The following is a 25,885-nucleotide window of genomic DNA, read 5'->3' on the forward strand; positions in this document are numbered from 1 at the left end:
AGACTCCAGCTGCATGACCTGACGACGGCTGCTTTGGCAGATCGGGTCGGTCGTGTAGGACATTGAAAGTAAAGATGTGGACATGGCAGGTCTCGGGATATCCCGTTCGCTCACCTTAGAAAGTCTGTCCCGCTGCCATCATGAAGTGCTCGACGATCGGGCCAAGCGCCAGCGACGGCAGGAACGTCAGGCCACCGATGATCAGGATCGATCCAACGAGCAGGCCGACGAAGAGTCCACCATCGGTCGGCAACGTGCCGGCTGACGTCGGAACGGTCTTTTTCGCGGCAAGGGACCCAGCAATGGCGAGAGCAGGAATGATGACCAGGAAGCGGCCCATCAGCATCGCCATCCCGATGGTCGTATTGTACCAGGAGGTGTTGGCGCTCAGGCCTCCGAAGGCCGATCCGTTATTGGCAGCGGCGGACGTGTAGGCATACAGGATTTCAGAGAAGCCATGTGGTCCACCTGTCCCCACCGACGCCACTGCCGAGGGCAGAATGCTGGCGATGGCGGTGAAAACAAGCATGGCGAGCGGCAGGCAAAGGATCGCAAGCACGGCCATCTTCATTTCTTTCGCCTCGATCTTCTTGCCGAGATATTCAGGTGTGCGACCGACCATCAGCCCAGCCACGAAGATGGCGATGATGATGAACATGATGATGCCGTAGAAACCCGCACCCACGCCGCCGACGATGATCTCACCGAGCTGCATGTTGATCAGCGGTACGAGCCCGCCGAGCGCGGTGAACGAACCATGCATCGCATTGACCGCGCCACATGATGCTGCAGTGGTAATGACCGCGAAGAGAGAGGACAAGACGACCCCGAAGCGCACTTCCTTGCCTTCCATGTTGCCACCGGAAAGACCGAGCGACTGCATGATCGGATTGCCGGAAGCCTCGGCCCAGTAGACAATGGCCACACCAGCGAGGAACAGAATGCCCATAGCCGACAAGATCGCCCAACCCTGGCGCTGATTACCGACCATGCGTCCGAAGACGTTGGTGAAAGCTGCTCCGATTGCGAAGATCGAAAGCATCTGGATCATGTTCGACAGGCTGTCAGGGTTTTCGAACGGGTGGGCCGAATTGGCGTTGAAGAAGCCGCCGCCATTGGTGCCCAGCATTTTGATGGCGAGCTGAGATGCCACGGGACCGACAGCAATCGTCTGCTGCGCACCCTCCAGCGTCGACGCCGTTACATACGGCCCCAGCGTCTGCGGCACACCCAAAGCAACGTAGACGATCGTCAACACGATACAGATCGGCAGCAGAACGTAGAGGGTGGCGCGGGTCATATCGACCCAGAAATTGCCGATTGCCTTGCCGGAGGACCGGGCAAACGCGCGGATCAGGCCGATCGCTATCGCCATACCGGTTGCTGCGGATACGAAATTCTGGACCCCCAGGCCCGCCATCTGCGAAAAATACGACATCGTGCTTTCGCCGCCGTAGCTCTGCCAATTGGTATTGGCGACGAAACTGATGGCCGTGTTGAACGACAGGTCGGGTGCGACTGAAGCCATCCCAGCAGGATTGAAGGGCAAAATGTTCTGGAAACGGAGGATTCCGTACAACAGCAAAAAGCCGGCGAGGTTGAAGGCCAACATTGCCAAAGCATAGCCGCCCCAGTGCTGCTCCTCGTCAGAGGATGTGCCTGCCAAGGCGTAGAGACGCCGTTCGACCGGCTTGAGAAGTGGAGAGAGCCAAGTGTTTTCTCCCGAAAACACACGAGTCATATAGGCGCCAAGCGGCTTGACCAGTAAAATCAGGACTCCGCAGAACGCAAAGATCTGTAACCATCCGTTGAGTGTCATGGATGCAAACTTTCAAATACCGGAACCCGAAGGGCTGCCGGTGCTATCGGAAGCGGTGGTGAGGTTCATGCGCGCTCGTTTCAGAACCGCTCTGGACGAACCAGCGCATAGATCAGGTATAGGGTGAGACCAGCCGTGACGACGCCGCTCAGCGCATAGTCGAAAAACATTTTGCGCCTCACAACGTTTCGCAAGCGCGGACATAGACAAAGCAAAGGCCAAAGAAGGCCATCGCCATTAAGAGCAGAAGGAAATCCATCATCGGTCTCGTCTCCTTTTGAATTGGGACATCGGCAGGTCATGCGTTGTGGTAACCACCACGTCACGCATGCTGCACGAACCGATATGGCGACAAATGACATAGGAATTCGAGACGGAGCCTCGAGCCAAGATATAAAAATCTCATAGGGATTTTGTCGGAAGCCACCAAAGACGTGGTCTTAGCGGCACGACTTCGAAAGCACGCCCGCGATCGAATAGAAGTCATGTCTTTCATCGCAAGTTCAATGAAATGTCATCACAAGCTGTGTGATTGGATGAACGATGGTGCCACAGCTGCGTTATCTTTTGAACGAAGGAGGCCAAGCATGAGACGAGTGCTTTTAACATCTCTTCTTTCACTAGCCGCAACGCATGGGTTTGCTATGGACAGCCTATATGATCTGAACTGGAAAAACCGGGTCGTGCTAATCTTCGGTGATGCCAGCGACAAGACTGTCTCCAGACAGATTTCGCTGCTGGAGCGTCAGAAGGAGGAATTGGCAGAGCGGGACATGGTGGTTATCCATGTGTCCGGAAAGTCAGCTCAGACGGTGTACGGAGACGTGCCTGCCATGGACGGCGAAAACCTCAAACAGGATGTCGACGTCAAGGGCGATGGCTTCCATGTCGTTCTCGTGGGCAAGGACGGCGGCGTGAAGCTTCGTAGCGAGAAAATCGTCACCGATGTCGAAATATTCGATCTCGTAGATCGCATGCCGATGCGACGTAGCGAGCAAAACTGACATCACTTCGGCTGCCATGTTTTCCCAGCAACAAACTATGCGGTGCCACCGCCATCGGATCGCCTCGTTTATTGGATTTCTTTTGGTCGCGAAACGTGCTGATTGACGCATGCCGCGACCGTTTTTTCATAAAACATTTTGATGACGTGCAAGTTTGGGAGGACTTACGAATGAGCCAGATACTCACGATCGGCCAAGGGGATTTTACCCTCAACCTCCGCCTCCCGGAGCTCGGAATGCCTGAGATACTCTCCTTTGGGACGCGGGCCGTGTCACAAAGCGCAGTTTTCGACATCGAACGTTCCAGCCGCGTGAACGGTATGGATGTCGCCGTTCCCGCCTCGGTCCTGCTGCCAACGGGCGGCATGGGTTTTTTCGGCTGGCCAGCGATAGTGGGACATCGTCAGGGGCGCGATTTCATACTCCAGTTCGGGGCATGGACAGTTGAGGGTTCGACGGAGAAGACGGTTCTGAGAGCCGTCGACGGCATAGCGAAGATCGGCATCGAGATCACTCTGACGAGCCATCGGCCTGGTCTTGTCTCCATGTCCACGGCGCTGACCAATCAAAGTGAGACGCCGTACCAATTGGACAGATGCATGGCCGCCACCTTCCCCGTTCCAGAGGGGCAAACGGAGTTGACCAGCTTCACCGGCATGTGGGGGCGTGAATTTCAGACACGCAGCGAAACGCTCGGCAACGGCATCTGGTTACAGGAAAGCCGCAGGGGCCGCACCTCGCATGACCGTTTTCCGATTGTCTTCCTCGAAAATGCCGGGCGACGTTTTGGTGTGACGATCGGGTGGAGCGGTAATCACCAGATGGTCATCGACCGCGCGGACGATGGCCGCAGACTGGTTCATCTTGGAGAACTGTTTGAGCCGGGCGAAGTCATTCTTGGCCCGGGAGAAACCTATCAAAGCCCCGTCGCCTATGCCGGAGCGGACGCCGAAGCGTTTCACGCTTTCGTCCGAGAGGAACTTCTCGATTGGCCAGGTGGTGCCATGTCACCAAGACCGGTGACGCTGAATACGTGGGAAGGCAATTACTTCGACCATCGAATGCCATCCCTGAAAGCGCAGGCAACAGCCGCCGCCAAGATAGGCATCGAGCGTTTTGTCCTTGATGACGGCTGGTTCGGCAAGCGTGACGACGACACCACGAGCCTCGGTGATTGGGATATCGATGCGCGCAAATATCCGCAAGGGCTGACGCCGCTCGTCGATCACGTTACAGGACTCGGGATGCAGTTCGGCATATGGTTCGAGCCTGAAATGGTCAACCCGACGTCCCAGCTGTTCAAGACTCACCCCGACTGGGCACTGCAGGTCGAAGGGCGTCCGCTGCTCCAGTCCCGAACCCAACTGGTTCTTGATCTGACGCAAGCGGATGTTGCGGACTACCTGTTTGCGAAAATCGACACCATTCTCGCCCACCACGATGTTTCCTACATCAAGTGGGATATGAACCGCGACCTGACACATGCGGGCGGACGCGATGGAAAGGCGAAGATCGCAGCACAGACCCGAGCTGTCTACGCTCTGATGGACCGCGTTCGCACCGCCCATCCCAACGTGGAAATAGAAAGCTGCGCATCCGGCGGGGGGCGGATCGATTTCGGCGTTTTGAAGCGCACCCATCGCGTCTGGACATCGGACTGCACCGATGCGCTGGAACGCCTGGAAATACAGCGTGGGGCCTCGCTATTTATCCCGCCGGAAATTCTCGGAAGTCATATTTCCGCGTCACCAAACCACCAGACGGGCCGACAGCACAGTCTAGCTTTCCGGGCGCTGGTGGCGATGGCCTATCATCTGGGTGTCGAACTCAATCCACTGGAACTGACGAGCGAAGAAACCGCCGAACTGGCGCTCTATATCGAAACCTACAAGCGTCTGCGCGGCGTTCTCCATGCCCCGGGCGCAAATTTCCATCTCCAACCAACCGACGGTCGCTATGTGTGGGGTGCCGCCACGCCAGAAAAGATCGTGCTCATTATTGCTCAAGGACCGCAGATGGTTGGCGAACAGCCCGCACCGCTACGATTGCCCGAGAGCGTCGCAAGACTCGGTGGGGCATGGACGATCACCAACACACTCCCAGCAAAGCCGGAATTCATTCGCATCTCCGACGGGCAAAAGAAACTTCTGGCTGGCGATGTCGGATTTACGCTTTCCGACATTGGAATTGCCGGCCTGCCCTTGCCTACGCTCAGACCGGAAAGCGCACTTCTGCTCGAGCTGGAGCGTGCCGGTGAAAGCAGGAAAGATCGTAACCTTCAGCCATCGTAGCGTCTAGCCGCCAGGACCGGATCACTGCGTTCAACCGGATTTGACGCGCAACAGCCTCAAGGCATTCAGCGTCACAAGAACAGTTGCCCCTGTGTCTGCCAGAATGGCAGGCCACAGGCCGGTTATGCCCAGGATGGTCGTAACGAGGAACACAGCTTTCAAGCCGAGTGACATGGCGATGTTCTGATAGATGTTGCGCATCGTTCGTTTTGAAAGCTCGATCATTCTGAAGACATCGCCGACGCGCCCGTGCAGAATGGCGGCATCCGCCGTTTCCAGGGCCACGTCCGTGCCGCCGCCCATCGCGATGCCGATATCGGCAGCAGCCAAAGCAGGCGCGTCGTTGATACCGTCTCCCACCTTACTGACGACGAGCCCCTGACTTTTCAAATCCTGCACGATGCGCTGCTTGTCTTCGGGCATCAGTTCGGCGCGCACCTCGATGCCGAGTGCCTGACCGATCGCATCCGCCGTCCGGCGATTATCACCGGTCAACATGATGGTTTTCACGCCGCTCTGCTTGAGAGTTAAAAGGCCCTGTGCAGCGTCAGCCCGTGGCTCGTCACGCATGGCGATCGCACCGGCAAGCGTGTTGCCTGCGATGAGAACCGACACGGTTTTGCCTTCACCATTCAACGCGTCGATGGCCTTGAGATAGTGTTCTGGCATGGTGATCCGGTCTGCGGCGGCTTTCGGTGAGCCCAGAAAAATCTCCTGCCCTTCCACAATAGCGGTAACACCCTTGCCACCCAGCGCCTTGGCTTCGGTCGCCAGTGGAATGACCACGGCAGTTTCCTTTGCCTTTGCAAGGATCGATAGGGCGAGAGGGTGGCTCGATCCGGTTTCAAGGGCTGCTGCCAATCGCAGGATATCCACCTCTGACAATGCGAGCGGGACGATATCCGTCACCTTGGGCTTGCCCTCCGTCAATGTCCCGGTCTTGTCGAAGGCGACTGCTGTCAAACGTCCAAGCCCCTCCAGAACGGCGCCACCCTTCATCAACAGTCCACGCCGGGCTCCAGCCGAAAGCGCAGCAGCAATGGCCGCAGGCGTGGAAATCACGAGCGCGCAAGGGCAGCCGATCAACAGAATGGCAAGACCTTTGTAAATCCACTCGTTCCAGTCCGCGCCGGAAAGGACAGGCGGGAGTATCGCCACCAACGCAGCCACGACAACCACGGCGGGGGTGTAGTACCGGGAAAAGCGGTCGATGAAGCGCTCCGTTGGCGCCTTCTTTTCCTGCGCTTCCTCCACAAGCTTGACGATACGCGCAATGGTGTTGTCCTGCGCCGCTGCCGTGACCCGCACGCGCAGTGCTGCGTTACCATTGACGGTGCCTGCAAACACGATGTCATCCACCCGCTTGGTGACCGGCACGCTTTCGCCGGTAACGGGCGCTTCGTCTACCGCGCTTTCGCCGGACAAAATGACACCATCCGCCGAAACACGGTCACCGGGACGCACGAGAATGACAGAACCGACGACCAGTCTCTCCGCAGGAGTTTCACGGGTCTCACCATCGACTTCGACAAGGGCTGTCTTCGGCACAAGTGCCGCAAGCGATGTGATGCTGTCGCGCGCTTTGCCTGCGGCGACACCTTCCAGCAATTCGCCGACGAGAAACAGAAAGACCACCGCCGCAGCCTCTTCCGTCGCATTGATAACGAGAGCTCCGATCGCAGCGATCGTCATCAGCATTTCAATGGAAAAGGGCGTTCCTGCAAACGCGGCCATGATGGCCCGTCGCGCAATCGGAACGAGGCCGACAAGCATGGCGAGTGCGAAAGCGTAAAGCTGGATAGCCGGGAAAAGGTGCCCTATACCATAAGCAAGGAGGAGCGCCGCACCCGCGACAATCGTCAACCGGCCCTTTTTACTTCTCCACCATGGCCCGGTGCTGGGCCCGTGGTCGTGACCATGCAGCCCCTTGACCGTGTTGACGTTCTTTGGTGCTTCATCAGACGAATAGTTGTGGTGATGATCTGCAGGAGAGTGGTGGTGACCACCACAGCAATGACCGGCATCATCTTGATGCTTCGGTGCTTCACCATCCGAAATCTCGACGACGTCATAGCCGAGGCCTTTGACCCTCCTGCCGATGGCCAAGAGATCACTGCCTTCGTGGTGGTTGACCGTCATCGTGCCAGCCGTGACGGAAACGGACACGTCCTCCACTCCCGGCATACGGCGGACAGCTGTGTCGATCTTGGTGGCACAAGACGCGCAATCCATTCCCCCAACCCGAAATTTGGTCTTCAGCGGCAAAGTCATAAGGCGCTCCTTCTCATCATGAGACCAGCCTTACGACCTCTAGTAACTAGAGCTACAAGCAAAAAATGGATGGGGCGAGTGATTTTACTACACCCCTCCCCACTTCCAGAGCACAACGGTATCGTTGTCGTGAACAACGTTCGAGAGGAAGCCGAATAGCGCGAGGCGTAGTATCGTTTTGCCCTAAACGAAAAACCTGTTTTCTGGCCGCGGAAGTCCCAGATGTTCGCGCAGTGTCGAGCCCTCGTAATCTCGCCTGAATAACCCGCGTCGCTGCAGTTCCGGAACAAGCCTTTGCGTCACATCATCAAGGCCCGCAGGCAGATGTGGAAAGACGATCGTGAACCCGTCCGATGCCGCGTTACCAAGCCAGGTCTCCATCTCGTCGGCAATGGTTTGTGGCGTTCCAACAAATGCGAGACCGGCATAGCCGCCGTATCGCTGGGCCAGTTGACGGACCGTCAGATTTTCTTCGCGCGCCAGACGGACCGCCTGGGCCTGCCCGGTTTTGCTGGCATTGGTCTCGGGTATTTCCGGTAGCGGGGCGTCAGGATCAAAGCCGGATGCGTCATGCCCAAGCGCAATCGAAAGTGAGGCGATCGCGCTATCGTAATGCACCAGACTGTCGAGTTTGGCGCGCTTGGCTTTGGCTTCCTCGACAGTGTCGCCGATCACGATCATGGCTGCCGGGAGGATTTTCAAATGCTCCGGCTTTCTACCAAACGCTGGCATGCGCCCTTTGATATCTGCATAAAGTCCCGTTGCCGTAGCCATGTCACGAGGAGAGCAGAAGACGAGTTCGGCCGTCTCCGCAGCCAATTGACGGCCCGGTTCCGACTGGCCTGCCTGCACGATGACTGGCCAACCTTGAACAGGGCGGGCGATGTTGAGAGGACCGCGGACACTCAACTCGTCTCCCTTGTGGTCGAGGACATGCATCTTCGTAGGATCGAAGAAAATACCACTCTCCTGATTACGGATAAAAGCGTCATCGGCGAAACTGTCCCAAAGGCCAGTCACGACGTCGTAGAATTCGCGGGCGCGCGCATATCGATCGCCGTGAGCGACATGTTCGTCCAGCCCGAAATTCCGAGCGGAATCAGGATTGGATGTGGTGACGATATTCCAGGCCGCGCGACCGTTGCTGATATGATCCAGCGAGGCAAAGCGACGGGCCACATGGTAGGGTTCGTCGAATGTCGTCGAGGCGGTGGCAGCAAGCCCGATCTTCTCCGTCACTGAAGCGAGAGCGGAAAGAAGCGTAAAAGGCTCAAAGGACGTTACGGTATGGCTGCGCATGAGAGCGTCGACCGGCATGTTCAGGACGGCCAGATGATCGGCCATAAAGAAGGCATCGAACTTTGCCGCCTCGAGCTTCTCGATGAATGACCTGATATGGCCAAAGTTGAAGTTGGCGTCGGGATAAGCGCCGGGGTAACGCCAGGCCCCGGTGTGTAGGCTTACGGGTCTCATAAAAGCGGTTAGGTGCAGGGATGTTGCCATAAGATGCGCTCTTCAGTTTCAACGAGGCCTTGGATGTGGGTAGCGATGTGCGAAATATAGGGAGCAGGTCGCATCTCGCAAAGAGCCCTGGAGATGGACGGGCAACCCCACCCGGATTTTACCGCATAGGGCTTCTTTGGCCAGACTGACATCAAAAAGTGCTTTTCCCAAGCGAACCGATGCGTGCCTTTTCCGCCTAAACACACCAACGTCATCGAGTTCCACGACTAAAGACATCGACTGCGTTTCGCCCGAGCATGGAACGGATCATGTGACCTTGCGGTGCATGGGCGCGGGCAGTGATTGCGTCGCGATGGTGACGCTCCAGATTATAGTCCCGTCGCAGTCCGCGATTTCCGCCAAGTTCAAGGGCGAGATCAGTGATGGTGACAGCGTTTTCGATGACGACATGGCGAAGAGCAAACGCGTCCGTTCCGATCGACACACCGGCATCGACATCACGCGAGACCGACGTGAGCAGCCTTTTATTGGCAGTCAGCAGCACTTCGATATGTCCGATCCCTTCTTGAATTCGGGGAATGGTAGCGAGCGACGCGCCCAGGCTGGATGGGACATGCGCGGTCAGATGGCGCAGCAGGTCGTCACGGGCAGAAAGGGCAACGCCGTGATAGACTGCCGAAAGCAGGGTGAAGAAGGTCTGGCCATCCGCCTCGTCACGGCGAAGGGGTTCGTTCGCTGGCTGCTGCGCGACGATGTCAGCCAGCGGCACACGCACATTCGTCAAAACCAGATCGTGACTGGCGGTGCCGAACATGCCGGTCGCCTCCCATGCGCGGTCGTGGCTGATGCCATCGCTGTCGAGTGGGACAAGCAGCTGCACCAGGCGAGGCGCAGTCTCTTCCGTCACGGCGAGAACGATGGCCCATTTAAGACCGGGAAGCCCGGTCACGAAGCTTTTGCGGCCACTGATGACCCAAGAATCGCCATCGATCCGCGCCACCGTTTCCGGCAATCCACCATGCGCGGGAGAGCCTGCACCGGGTTCGGCCTGTGCATTGTTCAGGAGCGCTGGCCCTTCGAGATTGGCGGCGAGAACCCTGGAGGCAAGCGCGGAGGACCAGCGACCACGCCTTATGGCGGAATGGACGCTGTAATGCATGGCGAGAATAAGCGCTGTGGAGGGGTCGCCGCTGGCGATGGTGGAAATCACGGCCTGCGTGATTTCAAGACCTGCGCCAAGACCGCCATCCTCCCGTGAGGTGACCAGCCCCAGCAGTCCGGACTGGAAAAGTGCAGCAAAGTTTTCAGCGGCGAACTCACCGGTTTTGTCATAGTCGGCGGCGGTTTCGGCAAAGCGCCGCGCCAGATCGGCTGCGATAGCTACAGGATCGACTGGTGGTTCGGAAGACTGTTTGACGGAAGAGACAGCTGCACTCATGCCACGGCCCTCTCAGACGTCGCATCGACAAAACGGGCATCGACCCATTCTGCGATATCGAAGTCATTTTCGAGGAAGCCCCATTCATGCAGGAAATCCTTGTAGTGCCCGACAGCGGCCACCAGGTCGGCATCCAGCCCGATGCCCAGATGGCGGTGAACATCCGCACCATTAGCCGCAAGCACCTGTTCCTCGCTCGCCCCGGCCTCCCGCGCGATGAAGCGGCGGGTTTCTTCGGGGTGCTGTTCGGCCCAGTTGGATGCCTTGCGAATGACGGTGATGAGACGTTCGACAAGATCAGGACGCTCATCTGCAAGACGCGCATCCACCGTCAAAACACGGGGTGACCCGGAGTTGATGCGAATCTTCGGATCAGGATGGAAGCCGAACTCCACAACCTGCACCGCGCCGATGAGATTGGCGACGCTCACGCCTGCGGTTCCCTTGACGAAGATGGCATCGACATCTCCGCGTAACAGTGCTGCGACCTCTTCGCCAAAGCTTTGACGGCGCTTAAGACCGAACAGCGAAGGACCTTCCTGCGAGGCCAGAACCGAATCCTTGATCTCGATGTCGACCAATTGGACGTCATCACTCTTCAAGCCTTCCAGCGACAGAGCCGATACCAGCCCCTTGAGAGCCGTTGCGGCCATGAAATCCACGATGCCTTCCGGCCTGCGCGGCACACCGAAGCGGCGGCCAACGAGGTCTTTGACGAAGCGAATACCCGTGTGCGGCAGGGTAATGACGGCCTGAAACTCATCCGTCCATGTAATGCCGACGAGCCGGGTGTTACGCCCTTCGGAGCGCGCACGAATGGGCGGCACATTGCCGCCATGGCGGAAAGACCATTCCAGCGTATGGTTGAAGTGGCTTTGCCTGATGGCACGATCCGGCGAATCGATGATCGATTTCAGGGCAACGCCCACATCGGCAAATGTCTGTTCCAGATAGCCCAATTGAGCCGCCAGACCAACAGGCGTGGGAACAGGGCAGCGCGTGTACCAGATTTCGGAAAGTGGCGTTGTCATCACATGTCCTCGATTTGAAGTGCAAAAGGGAAGAGAGGCGTTGGAAAATGCACGCCAAGGCGACCCACCGCCCTGAAGACGATGGGTCTTTTCGGGATGGGTCAGGACGTGGCGATATGGGCAAACGCAAGACTGCCAGCCGCGCCCTCTGCGCCCACGGTGTGATCCGCCAGCCGTTTGTTGTAGATCGTGATTTCCGGCGCGCTGACGATGTCGATCGCGGGGACATCCTCGACAAGGATCTGCTGGATTTCCTTCCACTGCGCGAAGCGCTTTTCAGGGTTAATCTCAACAGCAGCAGCTTCGAACAGCGCATCCACTTTCGGATTGCTATAGGCTGCGCCATTGGAGAAAGGCACACCTTTCTTGAAGTTCTTGCTCCAGTAAAGCCGCTGGACGCCGACAGTCGGGTCGAACAGATTGCTCATGCCCTCATAGGCGAAATCGAAATCACGGTCGGTGTAGATGCGCTTGGTATAGGTCGCAAAATCCTGATTGCGGACGTTCACCTCCACACCAACTTTCGCCAACGCCTGACGGATGTAATCTGCCCCGCGCGGATAACCTTCGCCGGGAACGTAATCGAGGTTGATGCGCAAACGCACGCCATCCGCGCCACGCTTATATCCCGCCTCATCCAGCAGTGCTTCCGCTGCCTTCAGATCGATTGGATAGGTCTTTAGGTCGCCAACATACCACTTACTCAGCTTCGCGCTGATCGGGCCTGGAATGGGCGCACCATAGCCATAATTGACCGTGTTGAAGATGACGTTGCGGTCGATGACATGCGCGAAGGCACGCCGAACGCGCACATCCTTGAAGAATTCCTTCTCCATGTTGAATTCCACACGGCTGATGCTGTTGATATATTGATATCCCTGCGTGTCGAAGACGAGATCCGGCAAAGCCTTGAGACGGTCCAGATCGCTGTAGGGGACGGGCGTTCCGGGCGCCAGATCGATCTCACCAGACTCAATGGCAATGCTGCGCGCCGCCGAATCCGTAATGAAACGCACGATCAGTTGGTCGAGATAGGGACGCGGTTTGTCCCAGTAATCCGGGTTGCGCACATAAACGATGTGGCTGCCGCGCACCCACTCCTTGAACTTGAACGGACCCGTGCCGACGGGCGCATAATTGGCCGGGTTTTCCTGAACCTTCGTGCCCTCATAAAGATGCTTCGGCACGATGGGTGTCTCGCCAGCGGCAAGTGCTGTAATGAGGTAGGGCGCCGGCTTGGAAAGAACCAAGACCACCGTCAGTTCGTCAGGCGTTTCGACATCCGACAGGTTAAGGAAGGTATTGCGTCCGCGTGGGTGCACCTCCTTGATGGTCTTGATCGAGAAGGCGACGTCGGCGGAGGTGAAGGGCTTGCCATCATGCCATGTCACACCGGGTCGCAGCTTGAAGGTATAACGCAAGCCATCCGGGCTGATCTGCCACTCCGTTGCCAGAAGCGGTTTCGGATTGAGATCGAAATCATAGGTCAGCAAACCCTCCGTCACCTTCGGCGAGACATAAAAGGAATTGCCCGCCGTGTGGGCGATAGTGGTCAGCACCGGCGGTTCGGTGGCCAGCAGGAAGGTTGCCGTGCCGCCGAGCGCGGGCTCCACCGCCCACGCCCCGACACGTGAAAGTGAAACGGCACCCAGGGCGACGGATGCCAGAAGAAACCCGCGTCTTGTCGTTTGATGGAAATCTGTCATGTCACGTTCCTCTCCGCGCCGGTATCGACCGGCGAAACTTGCCCCAATGGAAAAATCGTTTCTGCCAAAGACCGATAAGAGCACATACGCCCAAGAATTGTCTTTTTTAGAAATTATCTTTCCTTAAATGGGTATTTATTGCTGTTTTTAAGAAAATAATTCCGTTATCTCTTTGACAAATTCCATAATTTTAGTCAACTAATAACCTATTCAAATCGGGCAGTGCTGACGCCTGAGACAAAACGGATGGGAAGCAATGTCGAATTCGAAGCGGATTTTATCCCAGGCGCGCCGGGTCGCCTTGTCGGCCATACCAACCGTGCTTGGCATCATCATCTTGAATTTCTTCCTGCTTCAGCTTGCGCCGGGTGATGCCGCTGACGTGCTTGCCGCGGAAGCAGGTTCTGCGACGGTGGAGACGATGGCGGAGATGCGCTCTCGCTTCGGTCTCGATCTGCCGGTGCTGCATCAGTTGACGAACTACCTTGGCAATCTCGCGCAGTTCAGCCTTGGTTTTTCACCGCGATACGGCATGCCCGTAGCCGACCTGATCGGCCAACGACTGCCCGGGACGCTGGCGCTGATGGGTGCGGCGCTCGGCATCGCCATCTTCGTCGGTGTCTTCCTCGGATCGATCATGGCGCTTTTTTCCGGCAGATTGCCGGATCGAATCATCTCCATCGGATCGCTGATCTTCTATTCGGTTCCTGGCTTCTGGATTGGCTTGATGTTGATCCTGACATTTTCCGTCAAGCTCGGCTGGTTGCCATCGGGCGGTGACAGCACCATCGGCAGCAGCTTGACCGGCCTCGATGCCTTTTTGGATCGCATCCGCTACATCATTCTGCCCGCACTTTCTCTAGCCCTCTATTTTCTGGCCATCTATGCACGCCTGACCCGTGCAGCGATGCTGGAGGTAAAGTCGCAGGACTATGTGCGTACAGCGCGTGCCAAGGGCGTCTCGCCTTTCAAATTGACCACGCGCCACATCCTGCGCAACGCACTCATCCCCATTACCACCATGGCCGGAATGCACATCGGCGGACTTCTGGGTGGTGCGGTGGTGGTGGAGACGGTCTTTAGCTGGCCGGGATTGGGACGCCTCGCATTCGAAGCCGTGATGGCCCGTGATTTCAGCGTACTTCTCGGCATCCTGCTTCTGTCCTCTTTCGTCGTCATCATCGTCAACGCAGCCGTCGACCTCTTACAGGCATGGCTCGACCCTCGCATCGGAGAAAGCCGATGAGCTCCTCAAACACCACCGCACTTTTGCAAACCGCCAATATCGGCACGCAATCGAAAGCCGAAACATCCGTCTCGCCCGTGAAAGAGCAGAAAGGGGATCAGAAACCCTGGCCCTACCTGCATGCTCCCGACGCGCTTTCCGCCCGCACGATCTCTGTGCCCAGAAAGGGTCTGCGGCGGGAGCTGAAAATCTTCCTGACAAACCCGAATGCCATTGTCGGGCTGCTTTTTCTGGCTACCGTTATCGTCACGGCATTGCTGGCATCCGTTCTCTACCCCGGTGATCCGCTGGAAATGGTCGCACGCCCATTCCTGTGGCCCGGACAGAACGCCGCCTATCCACTTGGCACCGATTCCATGGGGCGGGACGTGATGGCGGGCATCGTGCATGGTGCACGCATTTCGCTGACCGTTGGTGTCGTTGCGACACTGATCGGCCTGACCATAGGCATCACCATCGGCGCATTTGCCGGATATTTTGGCGGTCTGGTGGACGATATTCTGGTCAAGCTCATCGAAATCTTCCAGACTCTGCCGAATTTCGTCTTACTCGTCGTTCTCGTTGCCATTGCCCAGCCATCCGTCACGACGGTTACCTCGGCGATCGGCATCATCACATGGCCCATGGTGGCGCGGCTGACGCGCGCAGAATTCCGCGCCATCCGTGAGAAGGATTATGTTCTGGCCGCCCGCAGCCTCGGTTACGGTCATGCGCGCATCGTCTTTTTGGAAATCCTGCCCAATGCGTTGCCACCCATCATCGTCACATCGTCCGTCATGGTTGCCGGTGCGATCCTCATGGAAGCAGCGCTTTCCTTCATGGGTCTGGGTGATCCGAACCGCGTGTCATGGGGCTCGATGATCGGCTCCGGGCGCGATGTCATCCGCACCGCATGGTATCTGACAGCCCTCCCCGGCCTTGCCATCGTCTTCACCGTGATTTCGCTCAACCTGATCAGTGATGGTCTCAACGATGCGCTCAATCCGCGCTTTTCGGAGGAACGCCGATGACCAAGCTGATCGATGTGAAGGATTTTTCCGTAGGCTTCGGCGAGGCCCAACCCGTCAAGGGTGTCAGCTTCAGCGTATCGGCTGGCGAGATGCTGGCAATTGTCGGCGAAAGCGGATCCGGCAAATCCCTGACCGCACTGGGTTTGATTGGGCTGTTACCATCTCATGCCAAGGTGGGTGGCAAGATCTTGCTTGAGGGGCGCAACCTCCTGTCGCTTTCGGAACGGCAATGGCGCGGCATTCGCGGCAGCGATATCGGCATGATCTTTCAGGAGCCGATGACCTCTCTCAACCCGGTTCTGACCATTGGTGAGCAGATCGTCGAGGTACTTCGCATCCACGAGAAAATCGACAAGCGTCAGGCGCGAAAACGCGCCATCGAACTGCTCGACCTCGTCAATATTCCAGAGGCCGGACGGCGTGTGGATGATTATCCGCACCAGCTTTCCGGCGGCATGCGCCAGCGCGTCATGATCGCCATTGGCGTTGCCTGCAATCCCAAGCTCCTGATTGCCGATGAGGCGACGACAGCGCTGGATGTGACTATTCAGGCGCAAATCCTCCAGCTTCTCGACAACCTCCGCCGCGATCTCAACATGGCCGTCATTTTGATTACCCATGATCTCGGTATCGTGGCACAATGGGCAGACCGGGTGATGGTCATGTATGCGGGCCGAAAAGTCGAAGAAGGCTTGCCGGAACCAGTATTCCGCAGCCCCTATCATCCCTACACACGCGGACTGCTTGCCGCGTCGCCGCGTGCGGAAGCCGGTCAGCACTACCGCGACGGACCGCTGCTTGAAATTCCCGGGTCGATTGTTTCGGCCACTGGTGAGAGGGGCTGTTCCTTCAAGCCGCGCTGTCCCAATGCCCGCGGTGTGTGCGGCCAATTCGTGCCGCCGCTGAGGATCATTTCCGAGGGTCGACAGGCAGCCTGCCCTTTCGTCAACACAACAGCTGCGGAGGTCTCCCATGGCGCTTTTGTCAGTGCATAGGCTTTCCACCGAATATGCGGGCGGTCGTGGCACGGTGCGTGCCGTTGATGACGTATCGCTGGAGATCGAGGCCGGTGAAACGGTGGCGCTGGTAGGGGAATCCGGCTGCGGAAAATCGTCTCTGGGCAAATCCCTGATGCGTCTGGTCGAACCATCCTCCGGCAAGGTCACCTTCAAGGGTGCCGACGTGACGGCAATGTCATCCTCGCAATTGCGCGGCATTCGCCGTCGCATCCAGATGATCTTTCAAGACCCTTTCGCTTCGCTCAATCCCCGCCAGACGGTGCGCACGATCCTCACCGCACCGCTCAAAGTGCACGGGATTGGAGATGGCAAGCGGCAGCGCGAGATTGTCGAGGCCATCGTCGCCCAGGTTGGACTACCACCTGACGCCCTCGACCGTTATCCGCATGAGTTTTCCGGCGGGCAGCGCCAGCGTATCGGCATCGCCCGTGCATTGATTTTGGAGCCGGAACTGGTCGTTTGCGACGAGCCCGTCTCGGCGCTTGATCTGTCCATTCAGGCGCAAATACTCAATCTCCTTGTGGAGATGAAGAACCGCCTGTCGCTCTCCTATCTCTTCGTCTCGCACGATCTGTCCGTCGTCCGGTATTTTTCGGATCGCGTGCTGGTCATGTATCTCGGCAAGATCGTGGAGAGCGCCCCTACCGCGCAGCTATGGGCATCGCCCAAACATCCCTACACGCGGGCGCTGCTGGCCGCCGTGCCGGACCCGGCACGCCGCAAGCAGGCGGCACCCACTTCGGGCGACCTGCCAAGCCCGCACAATCCGCCCTCGGGCTGCCGCTTTCACACGCGCTGCCCGCTGGCAACCGATCTCTGTCGCGAAACAGCGCCGGAACACCAGCTTTTCGGTGAGAGCCACGCCGTGGCCTGCCACTATGCCCAATAACAATCCAAGGAGTACATATTATGGTCGATTATCGCTATCTCGGGCGCAGCGCGCTAAAAGTCTCACCGCTGAGCCTCGGCACCATGATGTTCGGTGGACCGACGCCCGATGACGTCGCCTTTCGCATCATCGACAAGGCCCGCGAACAAGGCGTCAATTTCATCGACACCGCCGATGTCTATCATGATGGCAAATCCGAAGAAGTCGTCGGACGCGGCATCAAGGATCACCGCGATCATTGGGTTCTGGCGACGAAATTCGTCAACTCGCACAAGAAAGGTCCCAATCTGGGTGGCCATTCGCGCAAATGGGTGATCGAAACGGTCGAAAACTCCCTGCGCCGTCTGAAGACCGACTATATCGACATTCTCTACTTCCACCGCGCCGTGTTTGATGCGCCGCTGGAAGAGCCGCTGCGCGCCATCGCAGACCTCATCCGTGCTGGCAAGCTGCGCTATTTCGGCGTCTCGAATTTCCGTGGCTGGCGAATTGCTGAAATTGCGCATCTCGCGGACCAGCTTGGCATCGATCGCCCGGTGGCAAGCCAGCCGCTCTACAATATCGTCAACCGCACGGCAGAGGCTGAGCAGCTTCCCGCCGCCAACCATTATGGCCTCGGTGTTGTTTCCTATTCGCCGCTGGCGCGTGGCGTGTTGACCGGCAAGTACCAGCCGGGCCAGCAGCCGGGTGCTGATACCCGTGTCGGCCGTGGTGACAAGCGCGTTCTGGAAACGGAATGGCGTCCGGAATCGGTAGAGATTGCCCAGAAGGTCGCTGCTCATGCCGCCGCCAAGGGTGTCTCTGCTGCCGATTTTGCGCTGGCCTGGGTGTTGAACAACAAGTTCGTCACCGCCGCCATCACCGGCCCGCGCACCGAAGAGCACTGGAACGGCTATGTCAGAGCGCTCAACGTGACCATCGACGCCGATGACGAAGCATTGGTGGACAGCCTCGTGACGACAGGCCATCCCTCGACACCCGGCTTCAACGATCCGAGCCACCCGGTGGAGGGCCGCGTACCGCGCAATGTCGAGCCCGCGCCACGCGCGCCGGTCCAGACCCGCGCGGTTGCCTGACTGCCATCATTACAAAGCCTGCGGTGCAGATAGCGCCGCAGGCCACCCGATCCGCTCAAGGACCCAATGCGATGTCGAACGCCAATACAGCCAGCCTAGAAACCACCAGCCTGTCCGACGTGCCCAGCCGTGACGAAATCCTGGCGCGTGCCAAAGACATCGCAGCCTTTGCCGCAAAAGACGCCGCCCGACGCGAGCGTGAGCGGCAACTGCCTTTCGACGTCTTTGCCCGCATCAAGCAAGCGAAACTCGGCACCTTGCGGATTCCGAAGTCGAAAGGCGGGCCGGGCGGCTCCATTACCGATTACATCGAGCTGTTGATGATCCTTGGTGAAGCCGACAGCAATATTCCGCATGCGCTGCGCAGCCACTTCAATTTCACCGAACACCTGGCGCTTGGTCAAATCGAGCTTGAAGACCGCAGGCATCTGGAGAACGTGCTCTCCGGCAAGCTTTTCGCGGGTGCGAGTACGGAACAGGGCACCAAGCGTCCCGGCGAAATCACCACCCGCCTGAGCGCCGATGGTGACCGCTACAAATTGAATGGCCGCAAATGGTATGCCACGGGCACCGCCTTTGCGGATTTCGGGTCTTTCAGCGCAATTGGTGATGATGAACAACCCATTGGCGTTCTCATTCCGTTGGATCGCAAGGGCATCACCGTGCTTGACGACTGGGACAGCATGGGCCAGCGCATGACCGCCAGTGGCGGTGTGCTTCTGGATAATGTCGAGGTCTTACCGCATGAACTGACGACACGGCGACTGACGACGCAGATCGGGCGTCACTGCTCCGCTATGCGGCAACTGCATCTGGCGGCATCTGCCACAGGCGCTGTGCAGGCCGCCATGAGAGATGGCATCGAATACGTGCTGAAGCAGGCGCGCACCACGCTTCACAGCGCCGCCGAAACCGCCAATCAGGACCCGTTCGTGCAGAAGACGATCGGAGAGCTCAGCGCCGGTGCCTTTGCGGTCAAGACGCTGATCCGCGAGGCGGCGCGCACGCTGGATGTGACGGCTTTGACCTTTCAGACGGGTGACGAAGCAGCGATAGAAGCCGCTCTTATTGACGGCTCACTTGCTACTGCCCGCACACAGATCATCGCCTCCCAGCTTTCCTTGAACGTAGCGACAACCATTTACGAACTGGGTGGCGGTTCGGCCACATCGAGCGAACGCAACTTCGACCGGCACTGGCGCAATATCCGCACCGTCTACAACCACAATCCGTTGCAGCACAAGGCACGAGTCATCGGTGACTACTATTTGAATGGCACCACCACGCACCTTGCAGAAGGCCGGGTTTTCTGATGATGAGAGTGAGACCGTCATGAGAGCAGAGTTTCTGTCTCCGCCCAAAGCAAACGCGCCCTTGCGATTGCCGACGCTCTCGCGTCTGCCGCCGCTGACAGCCCTGCGTGCTTTCGTTGTAGCGGCCAGGCATGCCAGTTTTTCACGCGCAGCCGATGAGCTGCATGTCTCCACCGCAGCAATAGGGCAACAGGTCCGTATTCTCGAAACCCATCTAGGCCAACCTCTTTTCAGCCGCCAGCGCGGCGAACTGGCACTGACGGATGCCGGTGCGGCCCTTTATCCCGGCATGGCGGAAGCCTTCGAAACCATGGTGGGCAGTCTGTCGGATCTCCTGCGCTCCGGTTCTCGGCCAAGGCTCAGCATCCTGGCCTGCCCGTCTTTTGCTGCCCGCTGGCTGGGGCCCCGCCTAGGACGGGTCAGCCATGCCCTTGGCGATGTGGAGCTTTCCATCGAAACACTGGATGAAGGACCGCTCGACCGCCTTCAGCTTGACGACGCCGATTGCGCGATTGTCGCATCCGGCGAACGGATTGCAGGCTACGCCTATGAGCCGCTGTTCGATGATGCAGTGCTGGCAGTCTGCGCGCCGGACTTTGCCGCGCGCCATCGGCTGACCGGTCATCCGGAACGCCTTCGCGATCTCTCGGGCGAAATTTTGCGCGGTAGCGGCAGCGATGCCGCATTCGAGTGGGCCAACTGGCTGCGGTCCTGCGGCATACACATCAGGCTTGCAACCCTCGGACCGCGCTTCTCCCACCAGCCGGTGCTGATCGAGGCAGCACTTGCCGGTCACGGCATTGCGCTGGTGCGTCAATCGCTGGTGTCGGAAGAGTTGAAAAACGGCAGGCTTGTCTCTCCGATTGGCTCACCACAGCCCACCGCCTGCCGCTATCATCTCCTCGCCAGCCACGACAGACGGCGACAGCCGGAAATCACATCGCTCATCGCATTGCTGCGTGATGATGTGCCTTCCTTGAACGCTGCCGCCGCCTGACGTCATCGCTCAAGCACTTTCTCTCGCGGCGGCTGGTACGGTGTAGATATTCTCAGGCCGCGGCAGGCCGTAATGATCGCGCAGCGTGTCTCCCTTGTAATCCAGCCGGAACAGGCCACGCTTTTGAAGAAGCGGCACGACTTCATCGATGAAGATATCGAACCCGCCCGTGAGCCACGGCGGCATGATGTTGAACCCATCCGCAGCACCCTCCCGGAACCATGTCTCGATCCAGTCCGCCACCTGCTCCGGCGTGCCGGCAATGACCTTATGGCCGCGGCCGCCAGCCAGCCTATGCAGCAATTGCCGGATCGTCGGATTTTCCCGGTCGATCACATCGAGCACGAGCTGATGACGGCTGCTGTCGGCTTGGGCGCGTGTTGCTTCAACGGCTTCGCGCGGCAAGGGTTTGTCGAGATCCGCTGAACCGAGATCGATGCCGGTGATGCGGTTCAGTTGCGCCAGAGAAAAGGCTGGCTGGACGAGATCGTTGAATTCGGCCTCCAGCTTGCGTGCTTCCGTTTCCGTCGAGGCGATGAAGGGGCTGATGCCGGGCAGGATTTTGACATGTGCGGGATTACGCCCCGCTGCGGCCACGCGCTTCTTGATGTCGGAATAAAAACTTTTGGCGCTTTCGAGCGTCTGGTGCGCGGTGAAAATCGCTTCGGCATAGCGCGCAGCAAAACCTCTTCCCTCCTCGGACGACCCCGCCTGCACATAGACCGGACGCCCCTGAGGCGAACGCGGCAGGTTCAGCGCACCGCGAACCTGGTAAAATTCGCCCTTGTGATTGGCTGGATGGATACGGTCCGTATCTGCAAACAGACCGCTTTCCTTGTCGGCAACGATGGCGTCGTCTTCCCAGCTATCCCACAGCTTCGTCACCACATCGACAAACTCGGTAGCCTGACGATAACGGTCGGCATTGGCCGGATGCTTTTCGAGGTTGAAGTTCGCGGCCGCCGCATCTGCCGATGTCGTAACGATGTTCCAGCCGACACGGCCACCACTGATATGATCGACAGAAGCAAACAGCCTCGCGAGATTGTACGGCTCGTAATAGGTGGTGGATGCTGTCGCGATAAAGCCGATCTTCTCCGTTACTGCCGCAAGTGCGGCAAGCATGGTGATCGGCTCCAAGCGATGGCGGGCGGCATAACGGATATTGCTATCCAGCACCGGCGCATCTGCAAAGAAAATCGCGTCCAGTTTGGCCGCTTCGGCGCGCCGCGCAATCTCCTGATAAAGCTTGATGTCGGTCACGCGATGCGGCTCAGACTGCGGATGCCGCCACGCTGCTTCATGATGGCCGCCGGGATAGATGAATGCGTTGAGAACGAGTTTTTCGGATGTCCAGCTCATAATCGTTCCTATCCTGTTCGTATGTCTTGAGATGATCGGCGCACTCGCGAGTGCGCCGGGCGCATCAGGCTTCTTTTGTCAGCCATGCCTGTGCCAGATTGCCGCTCAGGCCCTCGGCGCCAACGGCATAATCCTTGACCCTGATATTGCCGACGACCGGCTGAATGGGTGAGACGAGATTGATGACAGGCAGGTCCTTGGCGATGATGACCTGGAACTCTTTGAACAGCTTGGCGCGCTTCTCGATATCCGGCTCCACGGCCGCCGCTTCCAGCAAGCGGTCGACCTCGGGGTTTTCGTAGTGGCTGGCATTGGAGAAAGGCAGGCCGATCTTGAAGTTCTTGCTCCAGTACACACGCTGAACGCCAGCCGTCGGATCGAACGTGTTGGAGAGTGATTCCACCGAAAGGTCCCAGGCCCGGTCGGTATAGACGACCTTCACATAGGTCCCGAAATCGAACTTCTGAATATCAGCTTCGATACCGATCTTGATCAGGGCCTGAGCGATAAAATCGGAATAGGTCTGCGGATTGAATGGATTGGTCGTCACCCTCAGCTTGAAGCGTTTGCCATCCCCCTTGCGCGGGAAGCCAGCCTCATCCAGCAGCTTTTCGGAAAGGGCGGTGTCGAACTTGGCAAAGCCGATATCCGGATTGTGGAATTTCGGCAGACCGGGGCTGATGGGCGTGGGAGACGGAACGGCATAACCGTAAAGCACGATATCGATCAGGGAGGGAACGTTGATGGCGTGGGCGATAGCCTGCCTCACCTTCAGGTTCTTGAGATATTCGTTCTCGAGATTGATGACGAGCTGGTTTTGCTGACCCGCATAAGCATAAATCTGGTCGTCTACCTTCAGCGAGGGCACGGCTTTCAAGCGCTCCAGATCAGACAGGGCCACCGGATTGTGACCGATATCGCCCTCCCCGGTTTCAAGCGCTGCCGCCCGCGCGCCCGCATCGTTGATCAGCCGGATGATGACCCGGTCCAGATGCGGGCGCGGCTGGTCCCAGTAATCGGCGTTCTTTTCCAAAAGAATGTGACTGCCCGGCGTCCACTCTTTCAGAACGAACGGTCCGCTGCCGATAATCTGGTCCGTTTTGGGGTTTTCGGTCGGCTTGAACGTTTCGAATATGTGTTTCGGCACAATCGGCGATTCCGACGCCGCCAGCGCCGTGATCAGCCCGGGTGAAGGCTTGGCGAGTTTCAGTTTCGCAACGAGCGGGTCCGATGTATCGACGCTCTCGACCTGTGAGAAGGTGGCACGACCGCGCGGATGAGCTTCTTTCAGGCGCAAAACAGAGAAGGCGACATCTTGCGAAGTGACGGGTTTGCCATCGTGAAATTTAGCGTTCGGCTGTAGATGGAACACATATTCCAACCCATCGGCTGATACTGACCACGCCTTCGCCAGACTTGGCTTGGGTGTCAGATCATAACCATAAGTCAACAGCCCATCATAAATCTTGGAGCCGACAAACTGCGGACCACCAGCGCTGGTGTTGATCGCGACGAGCTGGGTCGGCTCCGGGAAATAGACGATCTTCAACGTGCCGCCTGAAACCGGCTCTTCGGCTGCCGCGAAGGAACCGCCGGGAAGGGCAACGAACGCCCCCGCAGCAAGCGCGATTTGGTGGAACTGGCGTCTGGAAAAACTCATCTCTGTCTCCGGCGTAAAGCGAATGAACCGATATCAATGAAGCTGCGGAAAGCCGTGGCGTTCGGCCAGCAGGGAAAGGATGCGTTTCGTGTCCTGAACGAAGCGCTTGTCGCCGTGAACCGCCGCGTCTTCAGGCGCATCGCCCGCAAAGATCAGCAGTGGCAGCGACTGGTTCTGCTCTCCAACCTGCGCAATCACCGCCTCTCGCGGACGGGTAAAGCCAACACGGTGGATATCGAGCCGTTCGGCCAGATCGGGAAAACTTGCAAGCAATCCCTCGATCTGGTTGCAATGTGGGCAGACGAACGTCACCCCCGGATGTTTCGGGTCTTCAAAACCGGGGGAGATCAGAAAAAGCGTGTCTTTGGCCATTGGCATCCATCATTCACAGTTGGGATGAGCCGACACTGACGCGTGAAAAATGATGGGTCCAGAAACGTATTTTTGCTGCCATGCGAAGAATAAATGTGCCGAAAAACGGTACTGAAATAGCGTTCTTTGGAAGATGACTCTCCAGGCATTTCCTTTTTTCAGTAGGTCAAAGAGGGTAATGGCGTTCGCCAAATACGCGTCCCACGCAAACGCTCAACAACGTATGACTGGAGCGACGCGCATTAAAAACCCGACGCAAGCGCCGGGTCGAGAGAGGACAAGAGACATGGATCAGCTTTGCGGTTGCTTCCATGCAGTCGCGAGGTCGCTGTAGGCCACATCGATGGTCGTGACCAGGGATTGCAGATTTGCGTTTCGCAAAATGACTGTCGGCAGCGCAACAATGGAGAAGTTCGGCAATTCATCGCCGGTAATGTTCTGGATTTCCTTGAACTGCGCGGCGCGCTTCGCCTCATCGCTCTCAATGGCAGCGGCACGGAAAAGGTCATCCACCTTTGGATTGTTATAATGCGCCGCGTTGACATAAGGTGCCGGGTTCTTGATGCCATCGGACCAGTAGAGCCGCTGTACGCCAGCTGTCGGGTCGAATAGGCGGCTGATGCCGTTTACGGTCAGATCGAAGCCGCGCTCGGTGTAGACACGCTTGATGAAGGTCGCGAGATCACCGTCAAGCGTTTCCACCTTTACCCCGAGCTTGCCGAATGACGAGCGCAGATATTCAGAGGTTTTGCGGAAAACATCCGACGGCAAGAAGGCGAGCCGAAGGGAAAAACGCGTTCCATCCGCGCCTTTCGGATAGCCCGCCTTGTCGAGCAAGGCGTTGGCCTTGGCAAGGTCGAATGGATAGTCGAACGGCGCTTCGTCATTATAGGTCGCAAAGACCGAGGGAATGTTCGATCCGGCAGGCTTTGCCGTGCCATAGAAAATGGCGTCATTGATAAAATCGCGGTCAATGGCATGCGCCAATGCGTGCCGAACCTCTTTCTTGGCAAGAATGGGATTTTCGAGATTGAACTCGAAGACGGCTGCGTTGTTCAAATAGGCATCCGTATAGACATCGACGGCCAGTTTCGGATCTTGCCGCAGGCGCTCCAGATCGCCGTAGGACACATCGGTCGCGTAGTCTGCCTCACCCGTTTCCACCGCGATTGTCGCTGATGCAGAGTCCGCAACGAAACGTGCGATGAAGCCATCCAGATGCGGCAGCCCGGCCTGCCAGTAGTTCGGGTTACGCTTGAGCTTCACATAGCTGCCGCGCTTCCACTCTTCGAAGATGAAAGGCCCGGTACCGATAGGTGCATTGCCGTTCGGACTTTCACTGTAAGTCTCCGACGGGTAGGCATGGGCAGGCAGGATCGGCGTTTCACCGCCGACAAGTGCGCGCAGCAAATAAGGTGCGGGTTTGGAAAGCACCACGATGGCGGTCAGCGGATCGGGTGTTTCGATATCGGCAATGCTGGCAAATGTGATGCGCCCGCGCGGGCCAACTTTCTTGAAAGCCAGCAGCGAGAATTTCACATCCGCCGAGGTCAGGTCTTTACCGTCGTGCCATTTGACACCTTGGCGGAGCTTGAACGTATAGCGCAGACCATCACTGGACACATCCCAGCTTTCGGCCAGAACAGGATGCGGCTTGAACTCACTGTCAAACCGCACCAGCCCCTCAAGGATTTTCGTGGAAATGGCGCGCGTGCGCGTATTGCTATCCGAGAGCGGAACGAGCGTCGTGGGTTCGCCCAGCCCGGCAAACGTCACGATGCCTCCCTTGCTCGGTGTCTGTGGTGCGGCAAAGGACAGCGATGGCAAAAGCGCTGCTCCGCCGAATGCCGCACCCAAAAGCAATGTCTTACGCCTCGTCAGATCCATGGTTGTTTCCTTTACGTTTTGGTTATGAAA

General features: G+C 58.0%; 20 protein-coding genes. 9 read left to right on the forward strand and 11 right to left on the reverse strand.

Annotated elements, in window-relative coordinates; translation table 11 throughout:
• Window positions 1-115: 115 nt before the first annotated feature.
• Both kdpA and ASF29_RS21335 read right to left on the reverse strand, forming a co-directional pair.
• The gene (kdpA, locus tag ASF29_RS21330) at window positions 116-1,819 is read right to left on the reverse strand and encodes a potassium-transporting ATPase subunit KdpA (protein WP_062452689.1); all 1,704 of its coding nucleotides are present in this window, start codon (window positions 1,817-1,819) and stop codon (window positions 116-118) included.
• 80 nt (window positions 1,820-1,899) lie between these two features.
• Window positions 1,900-1,989, reverse strand: a complete 90-nt coding sequence (locus ASF29_RS21335; RefSeq protein ID WP_062452690.1) for a K(+)-transporting ATPase subunit F — start codon at window positions 1,987-1,989, stop codon at window positions 1,900-1,902.
• Between the two features lie 417 nt (window positions 1,990-2,406).
• Between ASF29_RS21335 and ASF29_RS21340 the strand changes: the two genes are divergently transcribed.
• Both ASF29_RS21340 and ASF29_RS21345 read left to right on the forward strand, forming a co-directional pair.
• Window positions 2,407-2,823 (forward strand): DUF4174 domain-containing protein, encoded by a 417-nt coding sequence (locus ASF29_RS21340; protein ID WP_162237927.1) that lies wholly within the window; start codon window positions 2,407-2,409, stop codon window positions 2,821-2,823.
• Between the two features lie 170 nt (window positions 2,824-2,993).
• Window positions 2,994-5,114 (forward strand): alpha-galactosidase, encoded by a 2,121-nt coding sequence (locus ASF29_RS21345; RefSeq protein WP_062452692.1) that lies wholly within the window; start codon window positions 2,994-2,996, stop codon window positions 5,112-5,114.
• 30 nt (window positions 5,115-5,144) lie between these two features.
• Here the strand turns inward: ASF29_RS21345 and ASF29_RS21350 are convergent, their stop codons facing one another.
• The 5 genes from ASF29_RS21350 to ASF29_RS21370 form a co-directional block, all read right to left on the reverse strand.
• Entirely contained in the window at window positions 5,145-7,385 is a 2,241-nt protein-coding gene (locus ASF29_RS21350; RefSeq protein ID WP_062452693.1) for a heavy metal translocating P-type ATPase, read from the reverse strand.
• 183 nt (window positions 7,386-7,568) lie between these two features.
• Entirely contained in the window at window positions 7,569-8,888 is a 1,320-nt protein-coding gene (locus tag ASF29_RS21355) for an LLM class flavin-dependent oxidoreductase (RefSeq protein WP_062452694.1), read from the reverse strand.
• A 211-nt stretch (window positions 8,889-9,099) separates the two neighbouring features.
• The gene (locus tag ASF29_RS21360) at window positions 9,100-10,287 is read right to left on the reverse strand and encodes an acyl-CoA dehydrogenase family protein (protein WP_062452695.1); all 1,188 of its coding nucleotides are present in this window, start codon (window positions 10,285-10,287) and stop codon (window positions 9,100-9,102) included.
• Window positions 10,284-11,318 carry an ABC transporter substrate-binding protein gene (locus tag ASF29_RS21365; protein WP_062452696.1) on the reverse strand — a complete coding sequence of 345 codons (1,035 nt, stop codon included), beginning with the start codon at window positions 11,316-11,318 and terminating at the stop codon, window positions 10,284-10,286. Before ASF29_RS21365 ends, ASF29_RS21360 begins: the two co-directional genes overlap by 4 nt.
• 101 nt (window positions 11,319-11,419) lie before the next feature.
• On the reverse strand, window positions 11,420-13,024 hold the full coding sequence (locus ASF29_RS21370; RefSeq protein WP_062452697.1) for an ABC transporter substrate-binding protein: 1,605 nt from the start codon (window positions 13,022-13,024) through the stop codon (window positions 11,420-11,422).
• Window positions 13,025-13,280: 256 nt separating this feature from the next.
• Here ASF29_RS21370 and ASF29_RS21375 point away from each other — a divergent pair, with 256 nt between their 5' ends.
• The 7 genes from ASF29_RS21375 to ASF29_RS21405 all read left to right on the forward strand — a co-directional run bounded on the left by ASF29_RS21375 (window position 13,281) and on the right by ASF29_RS21405 (window position 20,574).
• Window positions 13,281-14,270 carry an ABC transporter permease gene (locus tag ASF29_RS21375; RefSeq protein ID WP_062452698.1) on the forward strand — a complete coding sequence of 330 codons (990 nt, stop codon included), beginning with the start codon at window positions 13,281-13,283 and terminating at the stop codon, window positions 14,268-14,270.
• Entirely contained in the window at window positions 14,267-15,280 is a 1,014-nt protein-coding gene (locus ASF29_RS21380) for an ABC transporter permease (protein ID WP_062452699.1), read from the forward strand. The genes ASF29_RS21375 and ASF29_RS21380 overlap by 4 nt, the downstream gene beginning before the upstream one ends.
• On the forward strand, window positions 15,277-16,275 hold the full coding sequence (locus ASF29_RS21385; protein ID WP_062452700.1) for an ABC transporter ATP-binding protein: 999 nt from the start codon (window positions 15,277-15,279) through the stop codon (window positions 16,273-16,275). The genes ASF29_RS21380 and ASF29_RS21385 overlap by 4 nt, the downstream gene beginning before the upstream one ends.
• The gene (locus ASF29_RS21390; protein WP_062452701.1) at window positions 16,253-17,188 is read left to right on the forward strand and encodes an oligopeptide/dipeptide ABC transporter ATP-binding protein; all 936 of its coding nucleotides are present in this window, start codon (window positions 16,253-16,255) and stop codon (window positions 17,186-17,188) included. Before ASF29_RS21385 ends, ASF29_RS21390 begins: the two co-directional genes overlap by 23 nt.
• A 20-nt stretch (window positions 17,189-17,208) precedes the next feature.
• Window positions 17,209-18,264, forward strand: coding sequence for an aldo/keto reductase (locus ASF29_RS21395; RefSeq protein ID WP_062452702.1), 1,056 nt, complete (start codon window positions 17,209-17,211; stop codon window positions 18,262-18,264).
• 71 nt (window positions 18,265-18,335) lie between these two features.
• A complete protein-coding gene (locus tag ASF29_RS21400; protein ID WP_062452703.1) occupies window positions 18,336-19,577 on the forward strand; it encodes an acyl-CoA dehydrogenase family protein in 1,242 nt (413 codons plus the stop codon).
• Window positions 19,578-19,596: 19 nt separating this feature from the next.
• Entirely contained in the window at window positions 19,597-20,574 is a 978-nt protein-coding gene (locus ASF29_RS21405) for a LysR substrate-binding domain-containing protein (protein ID WP_062452704.1), read from the forward strand.
• A gap of 9 nt (window positions 20,575-20,583) precedes the next feature.
• On the opposite strand, the gene ASF29_RS21410 is transcribed toward ASF29_RS21405, so the two are convergent.
• The 4 genes from ASF29_RS21410 to ASF29_RS21425 form a co-directional block, all read right to left on the reverse strand.
• Window positions 20,584-21,936, reverse strand: a complete 1,353-nt coding sequence (locus ASF29_RS21410) for an LLM class flavin-dependent oxidoreductase (protein ID WP_062452705.1) — start codon at window positions 21,934-21,936, stop codon at window positions 20,584-20,586.
• Between the two features lie 64 nt (window positions 21,937-22,000).
• Window positions 22,001-23,596: an ABC transporter substrate-binding protein gene (locus ASF29_RS21415; protein ID WP_062452706.1), complete on the reverse strand. Its 1,596-nt coding sequence runs from the start codon at window positions 23,594-23,596 to the stop codon at window positions 22,001-22,003.
• A gap of 33 nt (window positions 23,597-23,629) precedes the next feature.
• Window positions 23,630-23,968 carry a DUF3088 domain-containing protein gene (locus ASF29_RS21420; RefSeq protein WP_062452707.1) on the reverse strand — a complete coding sequence of 113 codons (339 nt, stop codon included), beginning with the start codon at window positions 23,966-23,968 and terminating at the stop codon, window positions 23,630-23,632.
• 291 nt (window positions 23,969-24,259) lie between these two features.
• Window positions 24,260-25,855, reverse strand: coding sequence for an ABC transporter substrate-binding protein (locus ASF29_RS21425; RefSeq protein WP_062452708.1), 1,596 nt, complete (start codon window positions 25,853-25,855; stop codon window positions 24,260-24,262).
• Between the last annotated feature and the right edge of the window lie 30 nt (window positions 25,856-25,885).

This window comes from Rhizobium sp. Leaf262 (assembly GCF_001422245.1).
GTDB lineage: Bacteria > Pseudomonadota > Alphaproteobacteria > Rhizobiales > Rhizobiaceae > Agrobacterium.

Coding starts and splice junctions, on each gene's coding strand:
- kdpA (WP_062452689.1), bottom strand. CDS start 1,819: ATGACACTCAACGGATGGTTACAGATCTTTGCGTTCTGCGGAGTCCTG.
- ASF29_RS21340 (WP_162237927.1), top strand. CDS start 2,407: ATGAGACGAGTGCTTTTAACATCTCTTCTTTCACTAGCCGCAACGCAT.
- ASF29_RS21380 (WP_062452699.1), top strand. CDS start 14,267: ATGAGCTCCTCAAACACCACCGCACTTTTGCAAACCGCCAATATCGGC.
- ASF29_RS21395 (WP_062452702.1), top strand. CDS start 17,209: ATGGTCGATTATCGCTATCTCGGGCGCAGCGCGCTAAAAGTCTCACCG.
- ASF29_RS21335 (WP_062452690.1), bottom strand. CDS start 1,989: ATGTTTTTCGACTATGCGCTGAGCGGCGTCGTCACGGCTGGTCTCACC.
- ASF29_RS21350 (WP_062452693.1), bottom strand. CDS start 7,385: ATGACTTTGCCGCTGAAGACCAAATTTCGGGTTGGGGGAATGGATTGC.
- ASF29_RS21360 (WP_062452695.1), bottom strand. CDS start 10,287: ATGAGTGCAGCTGTCTCTTCCGTCAAACAGTCTTCCGAACCACCAGTC.
- ASF29_RS21365 (WP_062452696.1), bottom strand. CDS start 11,318: ATGACAACGCCACTTTCCGAAATCTGGTACACGCGCTGCCCTGTTCCC.
- ASF29_RS21370 (WP_062452697.1), bottom strand. CDS start 13,024: ATGACAGATTTCCATCAAACGACAAGACGCGGGTTTCTTCTGGCATCC.
- ASF29_RS21405 (WP_062452704.1), top strand. CDS start 19,597: ATGAGAGCAGAGTTTCTGTCTCCGCCCAAAGCAAACGCGCCCTTGCGA.
- ASF29_RS21385 (WP_062452700.1), top strand. CDS start 15,277: ATGACCAAGCTGATCGATGTGAAGGATTTTTCCGTAGGCTTCGGCGAG.
- ASF29_RS21355 (WP_062452694.1), bottom strand. CDS start 8,888: ATGGCAACATCCCTGCACCTAACCGCTTTTATGAGACCCGTAAGCCTA.
- ASF29_RS21420 (WP_062452707.1), bottom strand. CDS start 23,968: ATGGCCAAAGACACGCTTTTTCTGATCTCCCCCGGTTTTGAAGACCCG.
- ASF29_RS21390 (WP_062452701.1), top strand. CDS start 16,253: ATGGCGCTTTTGTCAGTGCATAGGCTTTCCACCGAATATGCGGGCGGT.
- ASF29_RS21415 (WP_062452706.1), bottom strand. CDS start 23,596: ATGAGTTTTTCCAGACGCCAGTTCCACCAAATCGCGCTTGCTGCGGGG.
- ASF29_RS21425 (WP_062452708.1), bottom strand. CDS start 25,855: ATGGATCTGACGAGGCGTAAGACATTGCTTTTGGGTGCGGCATTCGGC.
- ASF29_RS21410 (WP_062452705.1), bottom strand. CDS start 21,936: ATGAGCTGGACATCCGAAAAACTCGTTCTCAACGCATTCATCTATCCC.
- ASF29_RS21375 (WP_062452698.1), top strand. CDS start 13,281: ATGTCGAATTCGAAGCGGATTTTATCCCAGGCGCGCCGGGTCGCCTTG.
- ASF29_RS21345 (WP_062452692.1), top strand. CDS start 2,994: ATGAGCCAGATACTCACGATCGGCCAAGGGGATTTTACCCTCAACCTC.
- ASF29_RS21400 (WP_062452703.1), top strand. CDS start 18,336: ATGTCGAACGCCAATACAGCCAGCCTAGAAACCACCAGCCTGTCCGAC.